This is a genomic window from Methylobacterium sp. C25, assembly GCF_021352225.1.
Lineage (GTDB): Bacteria > Pseudomonadota > Alphaproteobacteria > Rhizobiales > Beijerinckiaceae > Methylobacterium.
The window spans coordinates 697,996-716,937 of record NZ_JAAUVI010000002.1 but is presented as its reverse complement, the minus strand read 5'-3'; the positions used below and the strand labels follow the sequence as shown (position 1 = coordinate 716,937).

15 protein-coding genes are annotated in these 18,942 nt (G+C 66.8%); 11 read left to right on the top strand and 4 right to left on the bottom strand.

Translation table 11 applies throughout. The features are described 5' to 3' along the window. Positions 1-70 precede the first annotated feature (70 nt). The 9 genes from HCU64_RS09765 to HCU64_RS09725 all read left to right on the top strand — a co-directional run bounded on the left by HCU64_RS09765 (position 71) and on the right by HCU64_RS09725 (position 10,227). The gene (locus HCU64_RS09765; protein WP_233383626.1) at positions 71-814 is read left to right on the top strand and encodes a (Fe-S)-binding protein; all 744 of its coding nucleotides are present in this window, start codon (positions 71-73) and stop codon (positions 812-814) included. Further along, positions 811-2,376: a lactate utilization protein B gene (locus HCU64_RS09760; RefSeq protein ID WP_233383625.1), complete on the top strand. Its 1,566-nt coding sequence runs from the start codon at positions 811-813 to the stop codon at positions 2,374-2,376. The genes HCU64_RS09765 and HCU64_RS09760 overlap by 4 nt, the downstream gene beginning before the upstream one ends. Then, positions 2,373-2,963 (top strand): LutC/YkgG family protein, encoded by a 591-nt coding sequence (locus HCU64_RS09755; RefSeq protein WP_233383624.1) that lies wholly within the window; start codon positions 2,373-2,375, stop codon positions 2,961-2,963. The genes HCU64_RS09760 and HCU64_RS09755 overlap by 4 nt, the downstream gene beginning before the upstream one ends. Positions 2,964-3,031: 68 nt before the next feature. Continuing rightward, entirely contained in the window at positions 3,032-4,414 is a 1,383-nt protein-coding gene (locus tag HCU64_RS09750) for an ethanolamine ammonia-lyase subunit EutB (RefSeq protein WP_233383623.1), read from the top strand. Then, positions 4,411-5,190, top strand: a complete 780-nt coding sequence (gene eutC / locus HCU64_RS09745) for an ethanolamine ammonia-lyase subunit EutC (protein ID WP_233383622.1) — start codon at positions 4,411-4,413, stop codon at positions 5,188-5,190. The genes HCU64_RS09750 and eutC overlap by 4 nt, the downstream gene beginning before the upstream one ends. A 243-nt stretch (positions 5,191-5,433) precedes the next feature. After that, positions 5,434-8,046 carry a histidine kinase dimerization/phosphoacceptor domain -containing protein gene (locus HCU64_RS09740; protein ID WP_233383621.1) on the top strand — a complete coding sequence of 871 codons (2,613 nt, stop codon included), beginning with the start codon at positions 5,434-5,436 and terminating at the stop codon, positions 8,044-8,046. Further along, positions 8,043-8,660, top strand: coding sequence for a biliverdin-producing heme oxygenase (locus tag HCU64_RS09735; protein WP_233383620.1), 618 nt, complete (start codon positions 8,043-8,045; stop codon positions 8,658-8,660). The genes HCU64_RS09740 and HCU64_RS09735 overlap by 4 nt, the downstream gene beginning before the upstream one ends. Positions 8,661-8,801: 141 nt before the next feature. Beyond that, positions 8,802-9,716, top strand: a complete 915-nt coding sequence (locus HCU64_RS09730; RefSeq protein WP_233383619.1) for a hypothetical protein — start codon at positions 8,802-8,804, stop codon at positions 9,714-9,716. A gap of 97 nt (positions 9,717-9,813) precedes the next feature. Further along, entirely contained in the window at positions 9,814-10,227 is a 414-nt protein-coding gene (locus HCU64_RS09725) for a hypothetical protein (RefSeq protein WP_233383618.1), read from the top strand. Positions 10,228-10,343: 116 nt separating this feature from the next. On the opposite strand, the gene leuB is transcribed toward HCU64_RS09725, so the two are convergent. The 3 genes from leuB to HCU64_RS09710 form a co-directional block, all read right to left on the bottom strand. After that, positions 10,344-11,450, bottom strand: coding sequence for a 3-isopropylmalate dehydrogenase (gene leuB / locus HCU64_RS09720; RefSeq protein ID WP_233383617.1), 1,107 nt, complete (start codon positions 11,448-11,450; stop codon positions 10,344-10,346). A gap of 101 nt (positions 11,451-11,551) precedes the next feature. Beyond that, positions 11,552-12,991 (bottom strand): diguanylate cyclase domain-containing protein, encoded by a 1,440-nt coding sequence (locus HCU64_RS09715; RefSeq protein WP_233383616.1) that lies wholly within the window; start codon positions 12,989-12,991, stop codon positions 11,552-11,554. A gap of 121 nt (positions 12,992-13,112) precedes the next feature. Then, positions 13,113-15,440 (bottom strand): hybrid sensor histidine kinase/response regulator, encoded by a 2,328-nt coding sequence (locus HCU64_RS09710; RefSeq protein WP_233383615.1) that lies wholly within the window; start codon positions 15,438-15,440, stop codon positions 13,113-13,115. A gap of 223 nt (positions 15,441-15,663) precedes the next feature. Between HCU64_RS09710 and HCU64_RS09705 the strand changes: the two genes are divergently transcribed. Together HCU64_RS09705 and HCU64_RS09700 are read left to right on the top strand one after the other, a co-directional pair. Then, the gene (locus HCU64_RS09705) at positions 15,664-17,205 is read left to right on the top strand and encodes a caspase family protein (protein ID WP_233383614.1); all 1,542 of its coding nucleotides are present in this window, start codon (positions 15,664-15,666) and stop codon (positions 17,203-17,205) included. Positions 17,206-17,238: 33 nt separating this feature from the next. Beyond that, on the top strand, positions 17,239-17,952 hold the full coding sequence (locus tag HCU64_RS09700) for a DUF3053 family protein (RefSeq protein WP_233383613.1): 714 nt from the start codon (positions 17,239-17,241) through the stop codon (positions 17,950-17,952). A gap of 12 nt (positions 17,953-17,964) precedes the next feature. Here HCU64_RS09700 and HCU64_RS09695 read toward each other — a convergent pair whose 3' ends face one another. Beyond that, entirely contained in the window at positions 17,965-18,927 is a 963-nt protein-coding gene (locus HCU64_RS09695; protein WP_233383612.1) for a polyprenyl synthetase family protein, read from the bottom strand. Between the last annotated feature and the right edge of the window lie 15 nt (positions 18,928-18,942).

The following is an 18,942-nucleotide window of genomic DNA, read 5'->3' as shown; positions in this document are numbered from 1 at the left end:
TGCGTCCGGGATCCGCCTCGCGGCCCCGGGGTGGCGGTGTCGGCGCTGCGGTCATCGAGTCGGAAAACCCATGCGCGTCGGGCTGTTCGTCCCCTGCTACGTCGATGCCTTCGAGCCCGAGGTCGGCATCGCCACGCTGGAGCTGCTGGAGCGCTTCGGACTGAAGGTCGAATATCCCTACGACCAGACCTGCTGCGGCCAGCCGATGACCAATACCGGCTGCCACGCCGAGGCCGCCGCCACCGAGGCGCTGTTCGTGAAGAACTTTTCGGCGTTCGACTACGTCGTCGCCCCGTCGGGCTCCTGCGTGCATCAGGTCCGCGAGCATCTCACGGCGATCCCCCAGACCGACGAGGTCAAGGCGGTGCGCAGCCGGACGTTCGAGCTCGTCGAGTTCCTGCACGACGTCCTGAAGATCGAAGAACTGCCCTGGGCGGAATTCCCGCACCGGGTCGCCTATCACAACAACTGCAATTCGCTCCGCGGCATCCACCACGCGCGGCCCTCGGAGCTGAACAAGCCGTTCTTTTCGAAGCCCCTCGACCTCCTGAAGAAGGTGAAGGGCATCGAGATCGTCGATCTGGCGCGTCCCGACGAGTGCTGTGGCTTCGGCGGCACTTTCTCGGTGTTCGAGCCGGCCGTCTCCGCCAAGATGGGCTACGACAAGGTCACCGATCAGTCGAAGGCCGGTGCCGATTACGTCGTCTCGGCGGATTCCTCCTGCCTGATGCACCAGAAGGGCTGTGCCGAGCGCCTCGGCCTGCCGACCAAGTACATTCACATCGCGCAGGTGCTGAACGGAGCCGCCGCATGAGTGCCGAAGGCATGAACCCGCAGAAGGACCCGCTCCACCCGCAGGTCCAACCTCCCGGCGATGAGAGTGCCCGCGGCCAGGACGGCCAGCGCTTGCAGCACGCCGAGGGTGCCTCGAAGCCCGTGCGCGCACCCGCCGCCCGCGAGGCCCAGCCCCGGGGCGCCAAGATCCATGGCGACAAGCCGATTGACCAGGCGGAAGCTGCCGAGCGCTTCATCGCCGCGCCGCTGCACCAGGCGGCTCACGATGCCCGGCTCTGGGACGTCCGCAAGAAGCGCGATGCCGCCACCCAGGCGATCCCCGAATGGGAAGAGCTCCGCGAGCTCGCCTCGCAGATCAAGACGCATACGCTGGCGAACCTCGACACCTACCTCGAACAGTTCGAGGCGGCGGCGAAGGCGAACGGCGTCCATGTCCACTGGGCCGCGGACGGGGCCGAGCACAACCGCATCGTGCACGGCATCCTGCGCGACCACGGCGCCAAGACGCTGATCAAGTCGAAGTCGATGCTCACCGAGGAGTGCGGTTTTCGCCATTACATGGCGGCCAACGGCATCGACATCATCGAGACCGATCTCGGCGAGCGCATCCAGCAGCTCGACGAGGAGGAGCCGAGCCACGTCGTGATGCCGGCCGTCCACAAGACCCGCATCGACGTCGCCGAGGTCTTCGCCCGTACGCTCGGCACCGACCCGACCAACGACGACGCGCATTACCTCGCCGAGAGCCAGCGCATGACGACGCGCCCGCTGATCCTGCAGGCCGATGCCGGCATGACCGGCTGCAACTTCGCCATCGCCGAGACCGGCACGGTCGTGACCTGCACCAACGAGGGCAATGCCGACCTCTCCGGCAACGTGCCGAAGCTGCAAATTCACTCCATCGGCATCGAGAAGCTGATCCCGCGGATCGAGCATCTCGGCGTGTTCATCCGCGTGCTCGCGCGCTCGGCGCTCGGCTCGACCATCACCCAGTACACCTCTCATTTCCGTGGCCCCCGCAAGGGCACCGAGATGCACATGGTTCTGGTCGACAACGGCCGCTCCGCCCGGCTCGGGATGGAGGAGTTCTGGACCTCGCTGAAATGCATCCGCTGCGGCGCCTGCATGAACACCTGCCCCGTCTACCGGCGCTCCGGCGGGCTCTCCTACGGCGCGACCTATTCGGGGCCGATCGGGCTGATCATCGACCCGACCTTCAACAAGCGGAAGTATTCGACGCTGCCGTTCTCCTCGACGATGAACGGCTCCTGCACCAACGTCTGCCCGGTGAAGATCAACATCCACGAGCAGATCTTCGCCTGGCGCAAGGTGCTGGCCGAGGAGCACCAGATCCCGCTGCTCAAGCAGGGCATGATGAAGGCGGCCGGCGCCGTGCTGAGCCGCCCGGCCGCCTATCGCGCCGCGATCGGCGCCGCGGATTCCGCGCTGAAGGCGCTGCCGCGCTTCGCCGTCTACAACCCGGTCAACACCTGGGGGAAGAAGCGCGAAATGCCGGAGAGCCCGAAGCAGAGCTTCCACGCCTGGTACAAGCAGAACCGCATGAAGGACGGCGCGAAATGACGAGCCGCGAGGCGACGCTCGCCGCCATCCGGGCGAACCGGCCGAAGGGAGATTTCCCTCTGCCGCCGATCCGCGCCTTCACGCCCCTCGTCGGCGAGGATCTCGTCGCCGAGTTCGGCGAGCGGCTGAAGCGCATGGGCGGTCGCATCGAGCCGGCCGCCGAAGGCGATGATCCGCTGGCCGGCATCCGCGAGCGCCTCGCTGCCGCGAAGGTTGTCGCCTCGGCGGTGCCCGAGGTCACGGGCAATCGTGACCTCGCGACGGTCGCAAAACCCGGCGATCTCGAAGACGTCGACATCGCCGTGGTGCGTGCTGCCTTCGGAATCGCGGAATCGGGCTCCGTGCTGTTCACACAGGCCGAGCTGATCGTGAACTCGGTGGCGTATCTCGCCCAGCACCTCATCGTGCTGCTCGACCCGGCCGATCTCGTCGACACGGTCCAATCCGCCTATCGCCGGCCGGAATTCGGGCGCTCGGCTTATGCGGTGCTCCATACCGGGCCGTCGGCGACGGCGGATATCGAGGGCGTGTTGATCCATGGTGCGCAGGGCGTGCGCTCGCTAATGGTGGTGATGCTGCCGCGCTGAGACAGGGCAGGCTCGACACGCGGCGCGATCCTGGCATCCTGTGATCCGGTGACATCAGGAGACACCGGATGGCTTTTCGCCATGTCGTCGGCCCGCGCACCCACGTCTTCGGCGACCTCGCCACCCTGATGGCCAAGGCGACGCCGGTGCGCTCGGGCGACCGGCTCGCCGGCATCGCTGCGGAATCGGCCGAGGAGACCATGGCCGCGCGCTGGTGCCTCGCCGAGGTGCCGCTGTCGCAGATCCTGGCGCAGCCACTCATCGCTTACGAGGATGACGACGTCACCCGGCTGATCCTCGACACGCACGATCAGGCCGCCTTCGCCGAGATCGCCCATCTCACCATCGGCGACTTCCGCGAGTTCCTGCTCACGGCCTCGTCGGAGACGCTAGCCCGTATCGCTCCGGCGGTGACGCCGGAGATCGCGGCGGCGGTCTCCAAGATCATGCGCAACCAGGACCTCATCCTCGTCGCCCGCAAATGTCGGGTGGTCACGAAGTACCGTAACACGATCGGCCTGCCCGGAACGCTCGCGGTCCGGCTGCAGCCCAACCACCCGACCGATGATCCGAAGGGCATCACCGCCTCGATCCTCGACGGCCTGTCCTATGGCTGCGGCGATGCTGTGATCGGCATCAACCCGGCCTCGGATTCGATCCGCACGCTGTCAGACCTGCTGCGTCTGCTCGACGACGTGATCCAGCGCCTAGCCATCCCGACCCAGTCCTGCGTGCTCACCCACGTCACCACCACGCTCGACGCGATGAATCGCGGCCTGCCGGTGGACCTCGTGTTCCAGTCGATCGCGGGCACGCAGGCCGCGAATGCGAGTTTCGGCGTGACCCTCCCGCTCTTGAAGGAGGCGCACGAGGCGGCTCTTGCGCTGAAGCGCGAGACGCTCGGCGACAACGTCATGTATTTCGAGACGGGCCAGGGCTCGGCCCTCTCGGCCGACGCCCATCACGGCATCGACCAGCAGACGCTGGAAACGCGTGCCTATGCGGTGGCTCGGGTCTACCGGCCGCTTCTCGTCAACACCGTCGTCGGCTTCATCGGCCCCGAATATCTCTACGACGGCAAGGAGATCATCCGGGCCGGGCTGGAGGACCATTTCTGCGGCAAGCTCATGGGCGTGCCGCTCGGCGTGGACGTCTGCTACACCAACCACGCCGAGGCCGACCAGGACGACATGGACACCCTGCTCACGCTGCTGGGCGCGGCCGGCTGCACTTACATCATGGGCGTGCCCGGCGCCGACGACGTGATGTTGAACTACCAGTCCACCTCTTTCCACGATGCGCTGTACCTGCGCGAGGTGCTGGGGCTGAAGCGGGCGCCGGAATTCGAGGCCTGGCTCCAACGGATCGGCCTCACGGACGGGGAGGGCGCCTTGCTGCCGGGGGGCGCGGGTGCGGCCTTGCTCACGGCCGCGCCGGATCTCGCCGCGTGAGCGAGGATGACCTCTGGAAGCGTCTGTCCCGGCTGACCCCGGCCCGCATCGGCCTCGGCCGTGCTGGCGCCGGTTTGCCGACCCGCGAGGTCTTGAGCTTCGGCCTTGCCCACGCCCAGGCGCGCGACGCCGTGCACACGCCGCTTGACGCCGAGGCGGTTGCCGGCGCGATCGAGGCTTTGGGGCTACCTACTCTCACGGTGGCGTCGCACGCTGGTGATCGCGCGACCTATCTGCGGCGGCCCGATTACGGCCGGCGCCTGTCGGCGGAGAGCGAGGCCGCGCTGAGAGAGCGCGCGGGCGAGGCCGCCGATCTCGCCATCGTCGTAGCCGACGGCCTCTCGGCCAGGGCCGTTCACGAGGGAGCGGCGACGATGCTGGCGGCGCTGAAGCCGCTCGTCGACACATCAGGCTGGAGCCTCGCACCAGTCGTGGTGGCGCTGCAGGCCCGGGTGGCGCTCGGCGACGCCATCGGGGCGCTCCTCAAGGCGCGGGCCGTGGCGGTGCTGATCGGCGAACGACCCGGGCTGTCCTCGCCCGACAGCCTCGGCCTCTATCTCACCTTCGATCCGCGCTCCGGCCGCTCGGATGCGGAGCGCAACTGCATCTCGAACGTCCGCCCCGCCGGTCTCTCGTACGAGTTGGCGGCGTTCAAGCTGCACTGGCTGATTGCCCAGGCCCTGACGCGCGGGCTGACCGGCGTGAACCTCAAGGATGAGAGCGACGCCTTGCTCACGGCTCCAGAGGCGCAAGCCGGACTCGACGGCCTCCGGTGACGGGACCGGCCTCGCGCACATTCTTGCCTTTGCGGTCCGAGATCACGAGACAGCTCGGACACGGTCAGCCAGGCTGGTCCATTACCCGGCTGCCGCGGTAGGGCTGAGGTCCGCTCTGTCTGATATCATACGCCAAGTCACGGACTGAACACGATATTTTGCTGCGGCGTCTCCACCGCATATGCCGAACCGTGGCGTTCCGAGGATTGCGCCTGCGGCTGGGCACCGGCATACCGGGACCGAATGAGTGACCCGTCCCACACCCGGACCCAGGACGTCCTCGCCGGGTCCGTCGACCTCGACGACCTGTCTCCCGAGGATCTCGACCGTCTCGACCAGGGCGTCATTGCGCTGGGCGCCGATGGACGCATCCTTTCCTTCAGCGAGGGGGCTGAGAGCCAGTCGGGCCTGTCGTCCGAGGCCGTCGTTGGACGGCACTATTTCCGCGAGGTCGCGCCGAGTACGAATGTCCCGGGCTTTCACGGCCGCTTCCTGAGCGGTGTGCGCCGCGGGCAACTCGACGAGGTGTTCGAGTTCGTTTTCGGCCGCACGCCGCAGCCGCTGCGGGCCCGTATCCAGATGCGTGGCTCGTCCAGTCCGGGCCGGTACTGGATGGTGATCACGCCCTTGGAGCAGGTCGGTGCAGGGCGCTCGCGCGAGGCGGTGATGGCTGCCGTGGGCCAACGTGTCCGGGCCGAGCCGGTCGATCCGGGTTTGTGCGAGCGCGAGCCGATTCACATTCCCGGCTCCATCCAACCGAATGCCGTCATGGTCGCGGCCGATGTGGCAAGCCTCGAGATCCTCGCCCACAGCGCCAACGTTGCCGACATCCTCGCTGATGGTGTTTCGATCGAAGGGCGCCCTTTGAGCGCGATCCTGCCGCCGGCTTTCATGGCGTCGATTGAGGCGGGTATCGCGGCGCGCAGCCTGGAGGATGGCCGGTTGCTGCGTCAGGCCATCACTCTGGCAGGTCGTCCGGACGAGCGCTTTTACGCCGTAGCGCATGTCCAGGGCGGCCGGGTTATCGTTGAACTCGAGCGCGCGCCTGAGCGGCCGGATGATTTCGGGTCCGCCAGCCCGCTCGATATGGAGCTGGCGGTGGTCCGGCTGCGCGCGGCCGAGACCCTCGACGACGCGGCACGGATCGCTGCGAGCGAGATCCGGGTCCTCACAAACTTCGAATCCGTCCTCGTCTACCGCTTCGATGAGGAGTGGAATGGCGAGGCGATCGCCGAGGACATGATCCCGGACTGGGACCGCCCCCTGATCGGGCTACGCTTTCCCTCCTCCGACATCCCTGCGCAGGCACGCGCCCTCTACCACAAGGCAAAGAGCCGGTTCGTGATCGATCGCGACTGCGTGCCGGTGCCGCTGGTCGCGGGCAAGGAGGCCGGTAATGGTCCGATCGACCTGACCTTCGCCCAGAACCGCACGCTCTCGCCGATTCATCTGGAGTACCAGCGCAATCTCGGTGTGAATGGCTCGATGTCGATCTCGATCCTGGTCGAGGGGCGGCTATGGGGACTGATGATCGGCCATCACCGTCAGCCCCATTACGTCGCGCCGGAAACCCGGGCAGCCTCGGCCGTTCTCACCGACGCTTTCGCCATGCGCGTGCAGGAAATCGAGGCCCATGCGCAATGGGTCCAGCAGCAGACGCATCTCGACATCGAGGGGCGGCTGGTGCGCAGCCTAGCCCAGTCCGACGACTTCGTGCAGGCGCTGACCGTCGGGTCGACCACTCTGCTCGACCTGTTTGAAGCCGGAGGAGCCGGAATTGTCTCGGAAGGTCACGTCAGCCTGATCGGCGCCTGCCCGAGCGAGCAGGAGGTCCTGGCTCTCGCCGCATGGCTGAAGGAAAGCCTGCCGCCGGGACAGCCGAGCTACAGCACCGACGCTCTTGCCAGTGCCCACCCGCGTGCCGGTGCCTATACGCAGACGGCGAGCGGCCTCCTCGCCGCGTTCGTCGATGCAGAGCGGGTGCATCTCCTGCTTTGGTTCAGACCGGAGGTTCCGAGTTCCGTGACCTGGGGGGGCGATCCGCGAAAGCCGGTTATCGCCGGGTCCGGCTCGGTGGCGGTGCTGCCGCGCCGTTCCTTCGAGCGCTGGGTGGAGCAGCGTCGCGGTGTGTCGGTGCCCTTCCTGAACTGGCAGGTGTCGTTCGCCGAGCAACTCGCGCAGGCGGTCGAGGGCGTCGTCCTGCGCCAGCGGTGCAAGATCGAGGAGCTGACGCAGCTTCTCGCCGACAAGGAGCGCCTGCTCGCCCAGAAGGATCTGCTGACGCGCGAGATCGACCACCGGGTCAAGAATTCGCTGCAGATCGTTTCGGCCTTCCTGCACATGCAGCGCCGTCAGATCACCGACCCCGAGGCACGTCAGGCCTTCGCCGAGACCTCGGGACGCGTCATGAGCGTCGCCCGGGTCCACGACAGCCTCTATCAGGCCGGCAGCGTGGAGGAGGTCGATCTCGGCCAGACCATCGAGAATCTGTGCAACGATCTCACCGGTCTCGCCGGCAACCAGCACAGTGTTGAGCTCACCGCCGAACCTGGGCTGATGGTGCCCTATCAGAAGGCGGTTTCGCTCTCGTTGATTGCGACCGAACTCGTCACCAACGCCTTCAAGTACGGTGGTAGCCAGGACCGGGGCGCCCAGGTCAATGTCAGCGTCAAGGCCTTGGATAGCGGCATCACGCTCAGGGTCTGCGACGACGGCGAAGGCCTGCCCGACGGCTGGGACAACAAGGCGAAGGGCACGGGCCTCGGCATGAAGCTCGTGCGCGCCATGCTCGAACAGATCAATGCGCGGATCGAGGTCGAGAACGTGCCCGGCGCCTGCTTCACCGTGCACGCGTGAGTTCCGGCCTTCATTCGCGGCTTCGCGCGGCGACGGCACAGGCGCACGAGGCGCTCGAACGCGACCTCGATTGGGAGGCGCGCACCTCGACTCTCGAGGGATATCTCGGCCTGCTGGTGCTGATGCGAGGCTTCCACGCCGGCTTCGAACCGGCGATCGGGCGGGCGCTCGATGACGAAACGTTCTTCGGGCCGCGCCGCCGTCTCGACCGTCTCGATGCCGATCTCGCCTGCCTCGGCCTCGATCCGGGGACGATCACGACGTTGCCCACGATCACACCCATCGCCTTGGCCAGCCCAGCTGCGGCCTATGGCGCGCTCTACGTGCTCGAAGGCTCGACTCTCGGCGGACAGGTGATCGGCCGCTCCATCGCCGAAAGGCACGGCCCGGAAATCGCAGCCGCCTGCAGCTATTATCGCGGGCATGGTCGCGACACTGGACGCATGTGGAACGCCTATCGCGCCAGGCTCGAGGCGCTCGATGGTGATGAGGCACTGGAGGCCGGCATCGCGACGTTCGATACGCTGAGGCTTTGGCTGGCGGAGCAGCCACCGTTGGAGTTCGTCCAGTCCTCGAAGAGCCAACAACCCGGCTCGGGACACGCGGGGCGCTAGCGCCAAGGTTCGATTCACCTTCGCGCGAAGCTCTGGTGGATAAGCGTCCCTGAGGAAACCCGATCCTTCGAACCTGCGCGCCAAAGCATCGAGATGGGCGCGGCGTCACTGCCGCAGCCGACCCGATGCGAGGCAGCCAGGATGCGGCGCGAACCGACCTTCGACGACCTGGATTTCGACGATGCTCCCGAGAGTGAGCTTGGCAATGCCGGGCCGCGCTCTCTCGACGGAACGCGCCTCATGGTGCGTCTCGGACTGGCCGCCGCAGCTATTGCCGGCCTGACGCTGTTTGCCCGCGAGCGCATCGTTCCGGACACCACGTCGCGCGGCTGGACCGAGCCGCAACGGGCCCTGTCTGCGCCGTCCGCCCGAGCGGCGATGCCGGCGAGCACGGCCGGCCCGCTGCTCACCATGGACGCTTCCGGTCAATCGGCAAAAGCCGCGCCGCCGCGTTGGAATGCGGCGACGGGGTTACGCGAGGATTCGCTGACCCAGGGCGGGTTCGACGCCATCGAGGCGCCGTTCCTGCGGCTGACCATGACCGAAACGGCTCCCTCGATCGAGGCGCCGGGCAGCCTGTTCGTCATGCTGGCGCGTCGGGCGGCCGAATTGGAAAGTCTGTCGGTGCTTCGCACCGGCATGCGAGGGACGATCGATACCAAGTTCGGCACGTTTGAGACCGTTGAGGCGACGCTCGGCGGCCACGGCTCGCGCCTCTGCACCGGCTTCACGAGTATCGGCGCCAAGGCCATGCGAATCGATGGCTGGCTCTGTGGCATCCTCGGCCAGGCGCCAGAACCTCAGGCAGTGGCCTGTGCGATCGATTCGGTGCGGCTCGCCATCGCGACGACGCCGACGATCGAGGTTGCGTTCGGGGAAGCCGAACTCCGTCGCAGCGCCGGGTGCGCCTCCGCACAAGCCGCTTCTACCAACGCGCGTAGCACGGAAGAAACCGGTTCGATTACCGGTCGCAAAACTGCAACAGGCGACCGGAATGCGCGTCGGACTCGAAAAAATGAGGCAGAACTGCGGCGAACTACCGAAGCTCGGCTATAAGCATGGAACAACGGCTCAGCTCGGGCGTCTTATTCACAACGGGCTAAATCTTAACGAGCCCACCGTAGCCTCTGCCCACACACATCAGGGTCCAGCCATGCGCTTCACCAAGCTCGCCCTTCTGGGCGCCCTCTCGCTCACCGCTGTCGGGTTCGGCTCCGCCGCCGAGGCGCAGGGTCCGTATGGTGGCCCAGGCTATGTCCGGGTGAGCCGTCCGCTGCCGATCCGCATCCGCCCGCGCAGCTGGCTCGATGCCGGCCGCACGACCGAGCCCTATAACGGCTCCGTCTCGAACCCGGCGACGAGCCCCTACCTGATCCAGGCCAGCAACATGCTGTCGCCGGTCTACGGACGCAACGACATGTACGGCGGCTCGAACCTGCCCGACCCGATCACCAACGGCCCGTTCATCGGTGCCCGCTCCACGGCGATCCGGAACATCGACTTCTCCGGGATCGACGTGATCGACCCGACCTCCTACCGCTCGCGCACGGGCATGTCGCCCTACTAGGATCGAGCGACCTCTCGAACGGAAACGGGCCCCTCAGCGGGGCCCGTTTTCGTTTGACTACACGTCACTCGGATGCCGCGTCGCGGCCCCGGAATGACGCTTGGGATCTGTTCCGTTCAGGCCGCGCTTGCCAGCTCCCGCACGATGGCGTCGCCCATCTCAGCGGTGCTGATCGTCTTCTCGCCCTCCTTGGCGATGTCGCGGGTGCGCGCGCCGGAGGCCAGGGTGCGGGTGATGGCGGCCTCGATGCGGTCGGCGGCGTCGCCCAGGCCGAAGGAATAGCGCAGGCACATGGCGAGCGAGCCGATCATGGCGATCGGGTTGGCGAAGCCCTTGCTGGCAATGTCCGGCGCGGACCCGTGCACGGGCTCGTAGAGCGCCTTGCGGGTGCCCTTCGCGTCGACAGCGCCGAGCGAGGCCGAGGGCAGCATGCCGAGCGAGCCGGTGAGCATCGCCGCGACGTCCGAGAGCACGTCGCCGAACAGGTTGTCGGTGACGAGCACGTCGAACTGCTTCGGACGGCGCACGAGCTGCATGGCGCAGTTGTCGGCGAGCACATGCTCCAGCGCGACGTCGGAATAGTTCTCCTCGTGGACGCGGGTGACGACCTCCTTCCAGAGGACGCCGGTCTTCATGACGTTGTTCTTCTCGGCCGAGGCGACGCGGCCGGAGCGCTTGCGCGCGAGGTCGAAGGCGACATGGGCGATGCGCTCGATCTCGGCGGTGGTGTAGACCTGCGTGTCCACGGCGCGCTTCGAGCCGTCTGGCAGCGTGGTGATCTCCTTCGGCTCGCCGAAATAGACGCCGCCGGTGAGCTCGCGCACGATCATCATGTCGAGGCCCTCGACCAACTCGGGCTTCAGCGCCGAGGCCTCGGCAAGCGCCGGGTAGCAGATCGCCGGGCGCAGGTTGGCGAAGAGGCCGAGTTCCTTGCGCAGGCGCAGCAGGCCGGCCTCGGGACGGTTTTCGTAGGCGACGCCGTTCCACTTCGGGCCGCCGACGGCGCCGAGCAGGATCGCATCCGCCGCATCGGCCTTGGCGAGGGTCGCGTCGGCCAGCGGCTTGCCGTGCACGTCGATGGCCGAGCCGCCAACGAGGTCGGTCTCGGTCTCGAAGGTTGCAACGCCCGTCTTGCCGAGCCAGGCCACCACTTTCTCGACCTCGGTCATCACCTCGGGGCCGATGCCGTCGCCGGGGAGGAGCAGGAGCTTGTAGCTGGTCATGATCGCCGTGGCCTTCTCGCGCCCGGGCTGCTTCGTGCCGGGCCGTTGCTGCGGCGGCTGTAAAGTTCACATCCCCGTGCTGGCAAGCCCGATGGCTCGGATCAGTGCGTCGTCTGCTGGGTGGAACCAAAGTGCTCGGCTGAGTGTGCGATCGGCCAGGGCATGCGCCGCTCGCTGTCGGAGCCCATGCCGCCGACGAAGGTTCGCACTGTCCCGCGGCCCGCGGCCTTGGCGGCGTAGAGCGCGATGTCGGCCTGGGTGAATAGGTCGGACGGCGTGCACGGAGGGTCGACATGGGCAATGCCGACCGAGGCGCCGACCTGCAGGACCAGGCCCACGCCCGCCATCGGCTGCCCGAGAGCGGCGACGATCTCTTGCCCCAAAGCGTCGATGGCATCCCGCTCAAAGGTAGGACCGAGCAGAATCGCGAACTCGTCGCCACCGATCCGCGCGACGAGTTCGGCTTGGGCGCAGATCGCGCTCAGCCGGAGAGCGGATTCCTTGAGGCAGGCATCGCCGGCCGCGTGACCGTAGCCGTCGTTGACCTGCTTGAAGCCGTCGAGATCCACTAGGATCAGAGCCTCGATCGGCGGCTGACCCGCGAGGTCGCCGCTGAGGGTCGCGAAGCGCTCCTCGAATTGCGTACGGTTGGCGAGCCCGGTCATGGCGTCGCGCTGCGCCAGGAAGCGCGTCTGGTCGAGCAGGAGCTTCTGCTCGGTGATGTCCTGTTTCATCCCGAACAGGCGGATGGGTCGTTCGCCCCGGCAATCGACGGACGCACTGATCCGGATCCAGCGACTCGCGCCGCTCGTCGCGTTGATCTCGGCATCGAGCTGGAAGCCCTGGCGCCGTTCGAGCGCTTCGCGACGGATGCGCTCCAGCAAACCACGCGAGGCGCTAGCGTAGCATTCGAGCGATTGTTGGCGCACAAGACGGGAGCCGCGCGCAATGCCGAACATATCGTAGACTTGGCCGCTCCAGGTCAGGCTTTCGTCGTGCAGCGCGCATTCCCAAAGCCCGACCCGCGCGCCAATTGCCGCCCGCTCAAAAGTGTCTCGGCTGCGCGCGAACGTTTCGGCTTGTCTTTCGATTCGATGTTTCAGGCGCGCAATGGTCACGGCGTCGCGTCGGCACTGGGCAAGAGGCGCGAGTTCGGCCGCCAAATCTTCGAAGGCCCGCACGTGTGCGTTCGTCAGCCAGCGCGGGTTAGAGTGATAGAGGCTGAGGACTCCAAAGACCTTCCCTTTGTCGGAGAGAAGGGGGATGCCTGCGAAGAAGCGGATGCGTGGCCCGTCGCGGGTCTCGCCCGGCAAATCTGCCTCGCGGTCGACGTCCGGCACGATGACCGTCTCGGTCGCCGCGAGCCTCTGAAGTCGATGGACGGCGGCGCTGACGGCCCAGGCGATCGGCGCACCGGCGGAAAGCTCGATGGGGCCGTCTTCGTCGTCCATCAAACGGAGCTGGGCGGCACGGACGTAGAAGCTGCGGCGGATGCGCTCCAACATCGAGACCAGTGGATCCGGTGTGCTGACGGCACTCATGCCAAGAAAGACATTCGTGTGTAGTCCCCGTCATGCCGGACGAACCGCACGGCCCACGTCATTTCAACGACTTAGCGCTAACCCGTTAATCCGCACCTAACCATTGGAAAACCCGCCCGAGTCAAGCGGCTTCGGCCGCGCGGCCACGCGACCAGCGCTCGACGGCAGCGATGAGGTCGGCCCGTTTGAACGGCTTGCCGACGTGGCCATCCATCCCGGCCTCGCGGAACCGGGCAATCTCGGCGGGCAACACGTTCGCCGTCATCGCGATGATGACGACCGCCTTCGATGGGTGGTCGAGATCGCGGATGGCGCGGCTCGCAGTAAGCCCGTCCATGCGCGGCATCTGCACGTCCATCAGGACGAGATCGTAGGCCTTCGCCTGAACCGCAGCGAGCGCCTCAACGCCGTCGGCGACGACATCCACGGAATATCCTGCAGTCTCGAGGAGCTTGCAGGCAATCTCCTGATTTATGGCAACATCCTCGGCGAGCAGGATCTGCAACCGCTCGGGTCGTGCAGCCTCGGTGCCGAGGGGGGAGATCACCGTGATCTCTGGCGCTGGGGCAAGCTTCACCGTGAAGCTGAAGCATGATCCGCGGTCGACCTCGCTCTCAACGCTCATCGTGCCTCCCATCAGCTCGGCGAGCTGCCGTGAGATGGCGAGGCCGAGACCGGTGCCGCCGAATTCGCGCCCGATCGAACCGTCGACCTGGGAGAAGCGATGGAACAGGCGGTCGAGTTTATCCGCGGGGATGCCGATCCCGGTATCCGTGATCCTGAAAAGCAAAGTGCAGTCACCGTCCTCACTCGCGACCCGCGTCACCGCGAGAGAGACCGAGCCGTGACGCGTGAACTTGATCGCATTGTTGAGGAGGTTCAGCAGGATCTGCCTCAGCCGGCTCTCGTCACCGAGGAGCCGAGCAGGCAGATCAGGGTCGACGCAAACGGTGAAGGCAAGTCCCTTGGCCGCTGCGCCGAGCGCCACCATTGAGGAGGCCTCGTCCACGAGGGCGGAGATGGCAAAGGGCTGTCGCTCGAGAGTGATTTCGCCGGCTTCGACCTTCGAGAAGTCGAGGATATCGTTGACGATGGTCAGCAGTGCGTTGCCAGCGCCGCGGATGCGCTCGACTGAGCGGCGCTGCTCTGGCGGCAGCTCGTTCTCATCCAGGAGGATCTCGGTGTAGCCGATCACGCCGTTGAGTGGCGTGCGGATCTCGTGGCTCATCGTGGCCAGGAACTCGGTCTTGGCCTGGCTCGCCATTTCGGCGGTCCGACGCATGCCTTCAAGTTCGCGCGTGCGGTCCTCGACACGGCGTTCGAGCTGCTCGTTGGCTTCCGCGAGCTTGCGATCGCGCTCGGCCACCGCCTCGCCCATCCGCGTGAATGCGGCCGCGAGCCGGCGGACCTCAACAGTACCGCTGGGCTTGAGCGCAGGAGCGGAGTCGGGCGAACGGGCGAGGGCGTCGGCGGCCTCCGTCAGTCGCACGAGTGGCCGCGAGATCCGCCGTCCGATCAGGACCCCAAGGCAGGCCGCGGCGAGAGCCAGGATGATGCCGCCAGTAAGCAGCCGGCTCGCGAGCCGGTGCGCTGGCGCGAAGGCTAAGGCTACGGGCTGGCGCACGATCACCGTCCAGCCTAGCCCGGGATAGTCACTGACACCGACCGTACGGCTCGCGCCGACGAGATAGGTGACGCCGTCCGGCCAGCGCTCGACCGCGTATTTGTCACCGGTCGTTGCCTTGCGCCAAAGCGTGGCGGTGTCCGGTAGCGGCGAACCCTGGACCCCGGCGGGTCCGAGGATGACGGATCCATCCTTGTCGACGATGAGCACCTCGATTCCGGGGGACTTCACGGCATGCGGGTCGACGACCGACGAGGTCAGCCCTCGCGCCCATGCCCAGCTCAGATGCGCGCCGACGACACCGTCGACGGAGCCGGCGGCATCGAGGAGCGGCGCCGAGACGTCGATGAATCGCCACGGACCGCCATCCTCGCTGGCCGGCATGTAGCGTTCCAGCAGCAGCGCCTTGTGCACGTCACCCGCGAAAGGCGCGATCAAGCCTTTGGTGAACCACGGCCGCTCGCCGACGCTTGCGCCTTCGAGAATCCGCCCGGTGGACGCCGTCACCACACCATTGCGGTCGGCGAAGCCGATCCAGGCATAGGCCGGGTAGGTGCCTTTGACGGCCTCGAGCCACGCTCTGCGACTCTCCACGGTGGGCGCGATCGTATGAGCCACTGCCGACAAGACACGGATGTCGCGCCAGCCGCCGTAGACGCTTCGGTCGAGCACGCGGCGCACCTGGCCGGCGACGGTCGCCATTTCGCCGCCGATCTGTGCCCGCAGTTGGCGGCCGGCGAGCTTGAGAGTAACCGCCGAGCCCAGCAGTGTGAGAACCAGAGCGAGCGCAGCGAATAAGACCGCGTGGAGGGTTCGGAGGCGCATGCCGAGATCCGCAATATCAATGGGATTTCCTCCCTCACGAGCGTTAACGTCTCGTTAGCGAAATTGCGGAAACGGCGGCGATGCCTACCCTGTGTGCAGTCGTACATGCGCCCGCAACTTGCGCTGATAGACCCGATGCCGCCGCCCGATGCGCGGCCGCGCTCGAGCGTTTCGTCCAGGCCAGCGATGCCTTAAGAGCGTTTCGACTTACCGGGAGGATTCGATGAGGTGGCGCCTCGCGCTCTTGGCCGTGATCATCGTCGGGTTGCCATTCGCATCGACGGCACAGGCCGAGACGAGAGTCGCCCTCGTCATCGGTAATTCCGGCTACCGGGCCGTCCCGGCGCTGCCCAATCCGCGGCGCGATGCTGGTCGGATTGCCGCATCCCTGCGCTCAGCGGGGTTCCAGAGCGTGACCGTGGTCGACGACGGTAGCCGGGCCGACCTGATCGCTGCGCTGAACCGTTTCTCCGACGCTGCCGAGCGGGCCGACTGGGCGATCGTCTATTATGCCGGGCATGGCATCGAGATCGGCGGCGCCAACTACCTCATCCCCGTCGATGCGCGTCTCAAGAGCGACCGCGACATCACGGACGAAGCGATCCCCCTCGACCGAGTGCTCCAGGCGATCGAGTCGGCGCACAAGCTGCGCGTCGTCATCCTCGATGCCTGCCGCGACAATCCTTTCGCGAGCTCCATGCGCCGGACCATCGCGACGCGCTCGGTCGGCCGCGGCCTAGCCCAGGTCGAGCCGGAAGGCGGCACGCTGGTGGCTTTCGCGGCCAAGCACGGTCAGACCGCCCTCGACGGCGATGGTGAGAACAGCCCGTTTGCCGAAGCGCTGGCGCGCCGGCTCGTGACGCCGGGTGTCGAGATCAACAAGCTGTTCCGCCTGGTGCGCGACGACGTCATGGCGTCGACCGGGCGTCGCCAGGAGCCCTTCGTCTACGGTTCGCTGCCGGGCGAGGACTTCTACTTCGTCAGCAACAGCCTCGCGACGCAGCCCGCCGTCGCCAGCACGAACTTGCCCGCGAAGCTCCCGAGCACGGCGGCGACGCCGACGCCTCCCGTCGCGCAGAAGCCGGCGCAGGTCGCCGCATTGCCGCCGGCTCAGGATCTGCTGCCGCCGGCGCGTCAGTCGACGCCGGATTCGACCAATGCGCCAGTCAACGCGCCGCTCGTGAGCTTCTCGAGAAGCAATAGCGGCTGGAACGCAACGATCTCGCTGCCCGAACCGGCCATCGCCATTTCGTGGCGTCTCGGCGACAAGGGCGAGTACCAGGATACCGGCTTCCTCGACGTCATCGACCAACGTGTCGGGCGCCGCATGCCCAACCCCTCGATCCCGCTCGACATCGATACGCCTGCGGCCACGTTGAACCTGCGCTATGTCGATGCCGCGGGCGTGACCGTCGGTCCATTCCCGATCCCCTTTGACCCGAGCGCGGCTCTGTTCAAGGATCAGCGCAAAATCATCGAGATGGTGGCCGGGAGTTGGCTCTCGTTTCGCGATTTCAACGGGGTGCTCCTCTACTACACGGCCCTGGTCTCCTATCGCTGTGCGATCAAGGAACTGCGGATAGGGCTCGACAAGGCGGAGCCGGACCGCGTGATCCCGTTGCCACCCTGCGATGAGGCCAACCCCTTCGCGATCCCAGGCAATTTCACGCCCTACCTGAAGGCGCCGCCCGGTACCCGGTCGGCTTCAGCCCAGATCGTTTACCGCGACGGCTCGCTCTCGGCCGTGAAGATGTTCCGGCACTGACGGCATCAGCCAAGCACCGAAGGCCTATCGAAGATGCGACGATTGCTGACCAAGGGAACCCTCGGGCTCACGCTTGCGGCAATGACGGCTCTCGCCGCTTGCGGCGACCCGGAGCCGGACCAGCGCAAGGCATTTATCGGCTTCCTACAGACCCGGATCATCGACAAGCCAGGCATTCACGTGCCGATCCTGACGGCGGACGAGCGTAAGGCGTTCGGTCCTTATGCCGAGCACTACGCCGTGATCGCGAACTTCCATAAGGTGATGAACGACAGCGTCTCGCCGAAGTTTTCGAGCGCGGTCTCGAAGGCCTCGATCCACTCGGCGGCCGATCTTGCTGCGCGCCGCGACGACTTCAAGATCGCGAAGACGACGATCGGCGAGATGAACACTGCCCTCGGGGACGACTTGGTTCAGGCCGATGCCGCGCATGGCAAACTCAGCCAGCCGGCTGACCTGAAGCCGGTCTACGATAAGGCCTACGATCGGCTGGTGACCTCGGTGGCCGCTACCTTCCGAGAAGTCTCACCGATCGCCGACAAGGTCTTCGCCGACGCGCTCGACCTCGGTGACTACATCGATCAGCACAAGAGCAGTCTGAAGATCTCCGACGCCACCGTGCAAGCCGCGGATGCGGCGACGCAGAAAGCGTTCAACGCGAAGCTGCAGGCGCTACAGAGCAGCCAGCAGGCCGTGAACGCCGCCCAGACGAAGTTCCGCGAACTGGTCTACGGGGCGGGCAAGTAACCCGCGCCCAGCTCAGGTCTTGCGGGCGACCGTGAAGCGTGCAGCTTCTCGCAGGATGCGCGCGCGCTCGCCCCAGGGCGCAACGGCCTCCTCGCATACGCCGACCAGACGATCGCATTCGGCGCGGGCGCCCTCGAGACCAAGTCGGTCGACGAGCGTCGCCTTGCCGGCATCCTTGTCCTTGCCGGTGGCCTTGCCCATGGCCTCCGGCGAGGCTTCCCGATCGAGGATGTCGTCGGCGACTTGGAAGGCCTGGCCCAGCGCCTTTCCGTAGCGCAAGAGCGCGGCGCGCTGCTCACGGTCGGCGTTGCCGACGATGGCGCCGGCTTCCACGGAGAAGGCGAGGATCGCGCCGGTCTTCATGGCTTGCATACGCAGCGTATCGTCGACATCGAGAGAAACTTCGCCGAAGCGGCCCTCTGCCGTGAGGTCGAGCAACTGACCGCCGACCATGCCGCCGAGGCCCGAAGCCTTGGCGAGGCCGAGAACGAGATCGGCGCGGATCGCCGGATCGGGCTGCCACTGGGCATCCGCGGTGATTTCGAAGGCGAGCGTCTGAAGCGCGTCGCCAACCAGGATGGCGGTGGCCTCGTCATAGGCCTTGTGGACGGTGGGCTTGCCGCGACGCAGGTCGTCGTCATCCATCGCCGGCAAGTCGTCGTGCACGAGCGAGTAGCAATGGACCAGCTCGACACCGGCGCCGGCCGCCATCGCGCTCTCCTCGGAACCGCCAAGCATCCGGGCCGTTTCGATCGCGAGGAACGGGCGCAGGCGCTTGCCGCCGCCGAGGACCGCGTGGCGCATCGCCTCCATCAGGCGCGGCGGCCGGGCGATCTCGCCGGCACGCAGCGTCTCGTCCAGGAGAGCGACCAGAAAGCGCTCTACGTCATCCGCCACGGTGGCGAGCCTGTGGGTAAACGGCTCGTCCGGGGAGTGCGCCTTGACCGAGGCGTCGGAACCCTGCGTTGAGGTCATCGGTAGGGGCCTGGT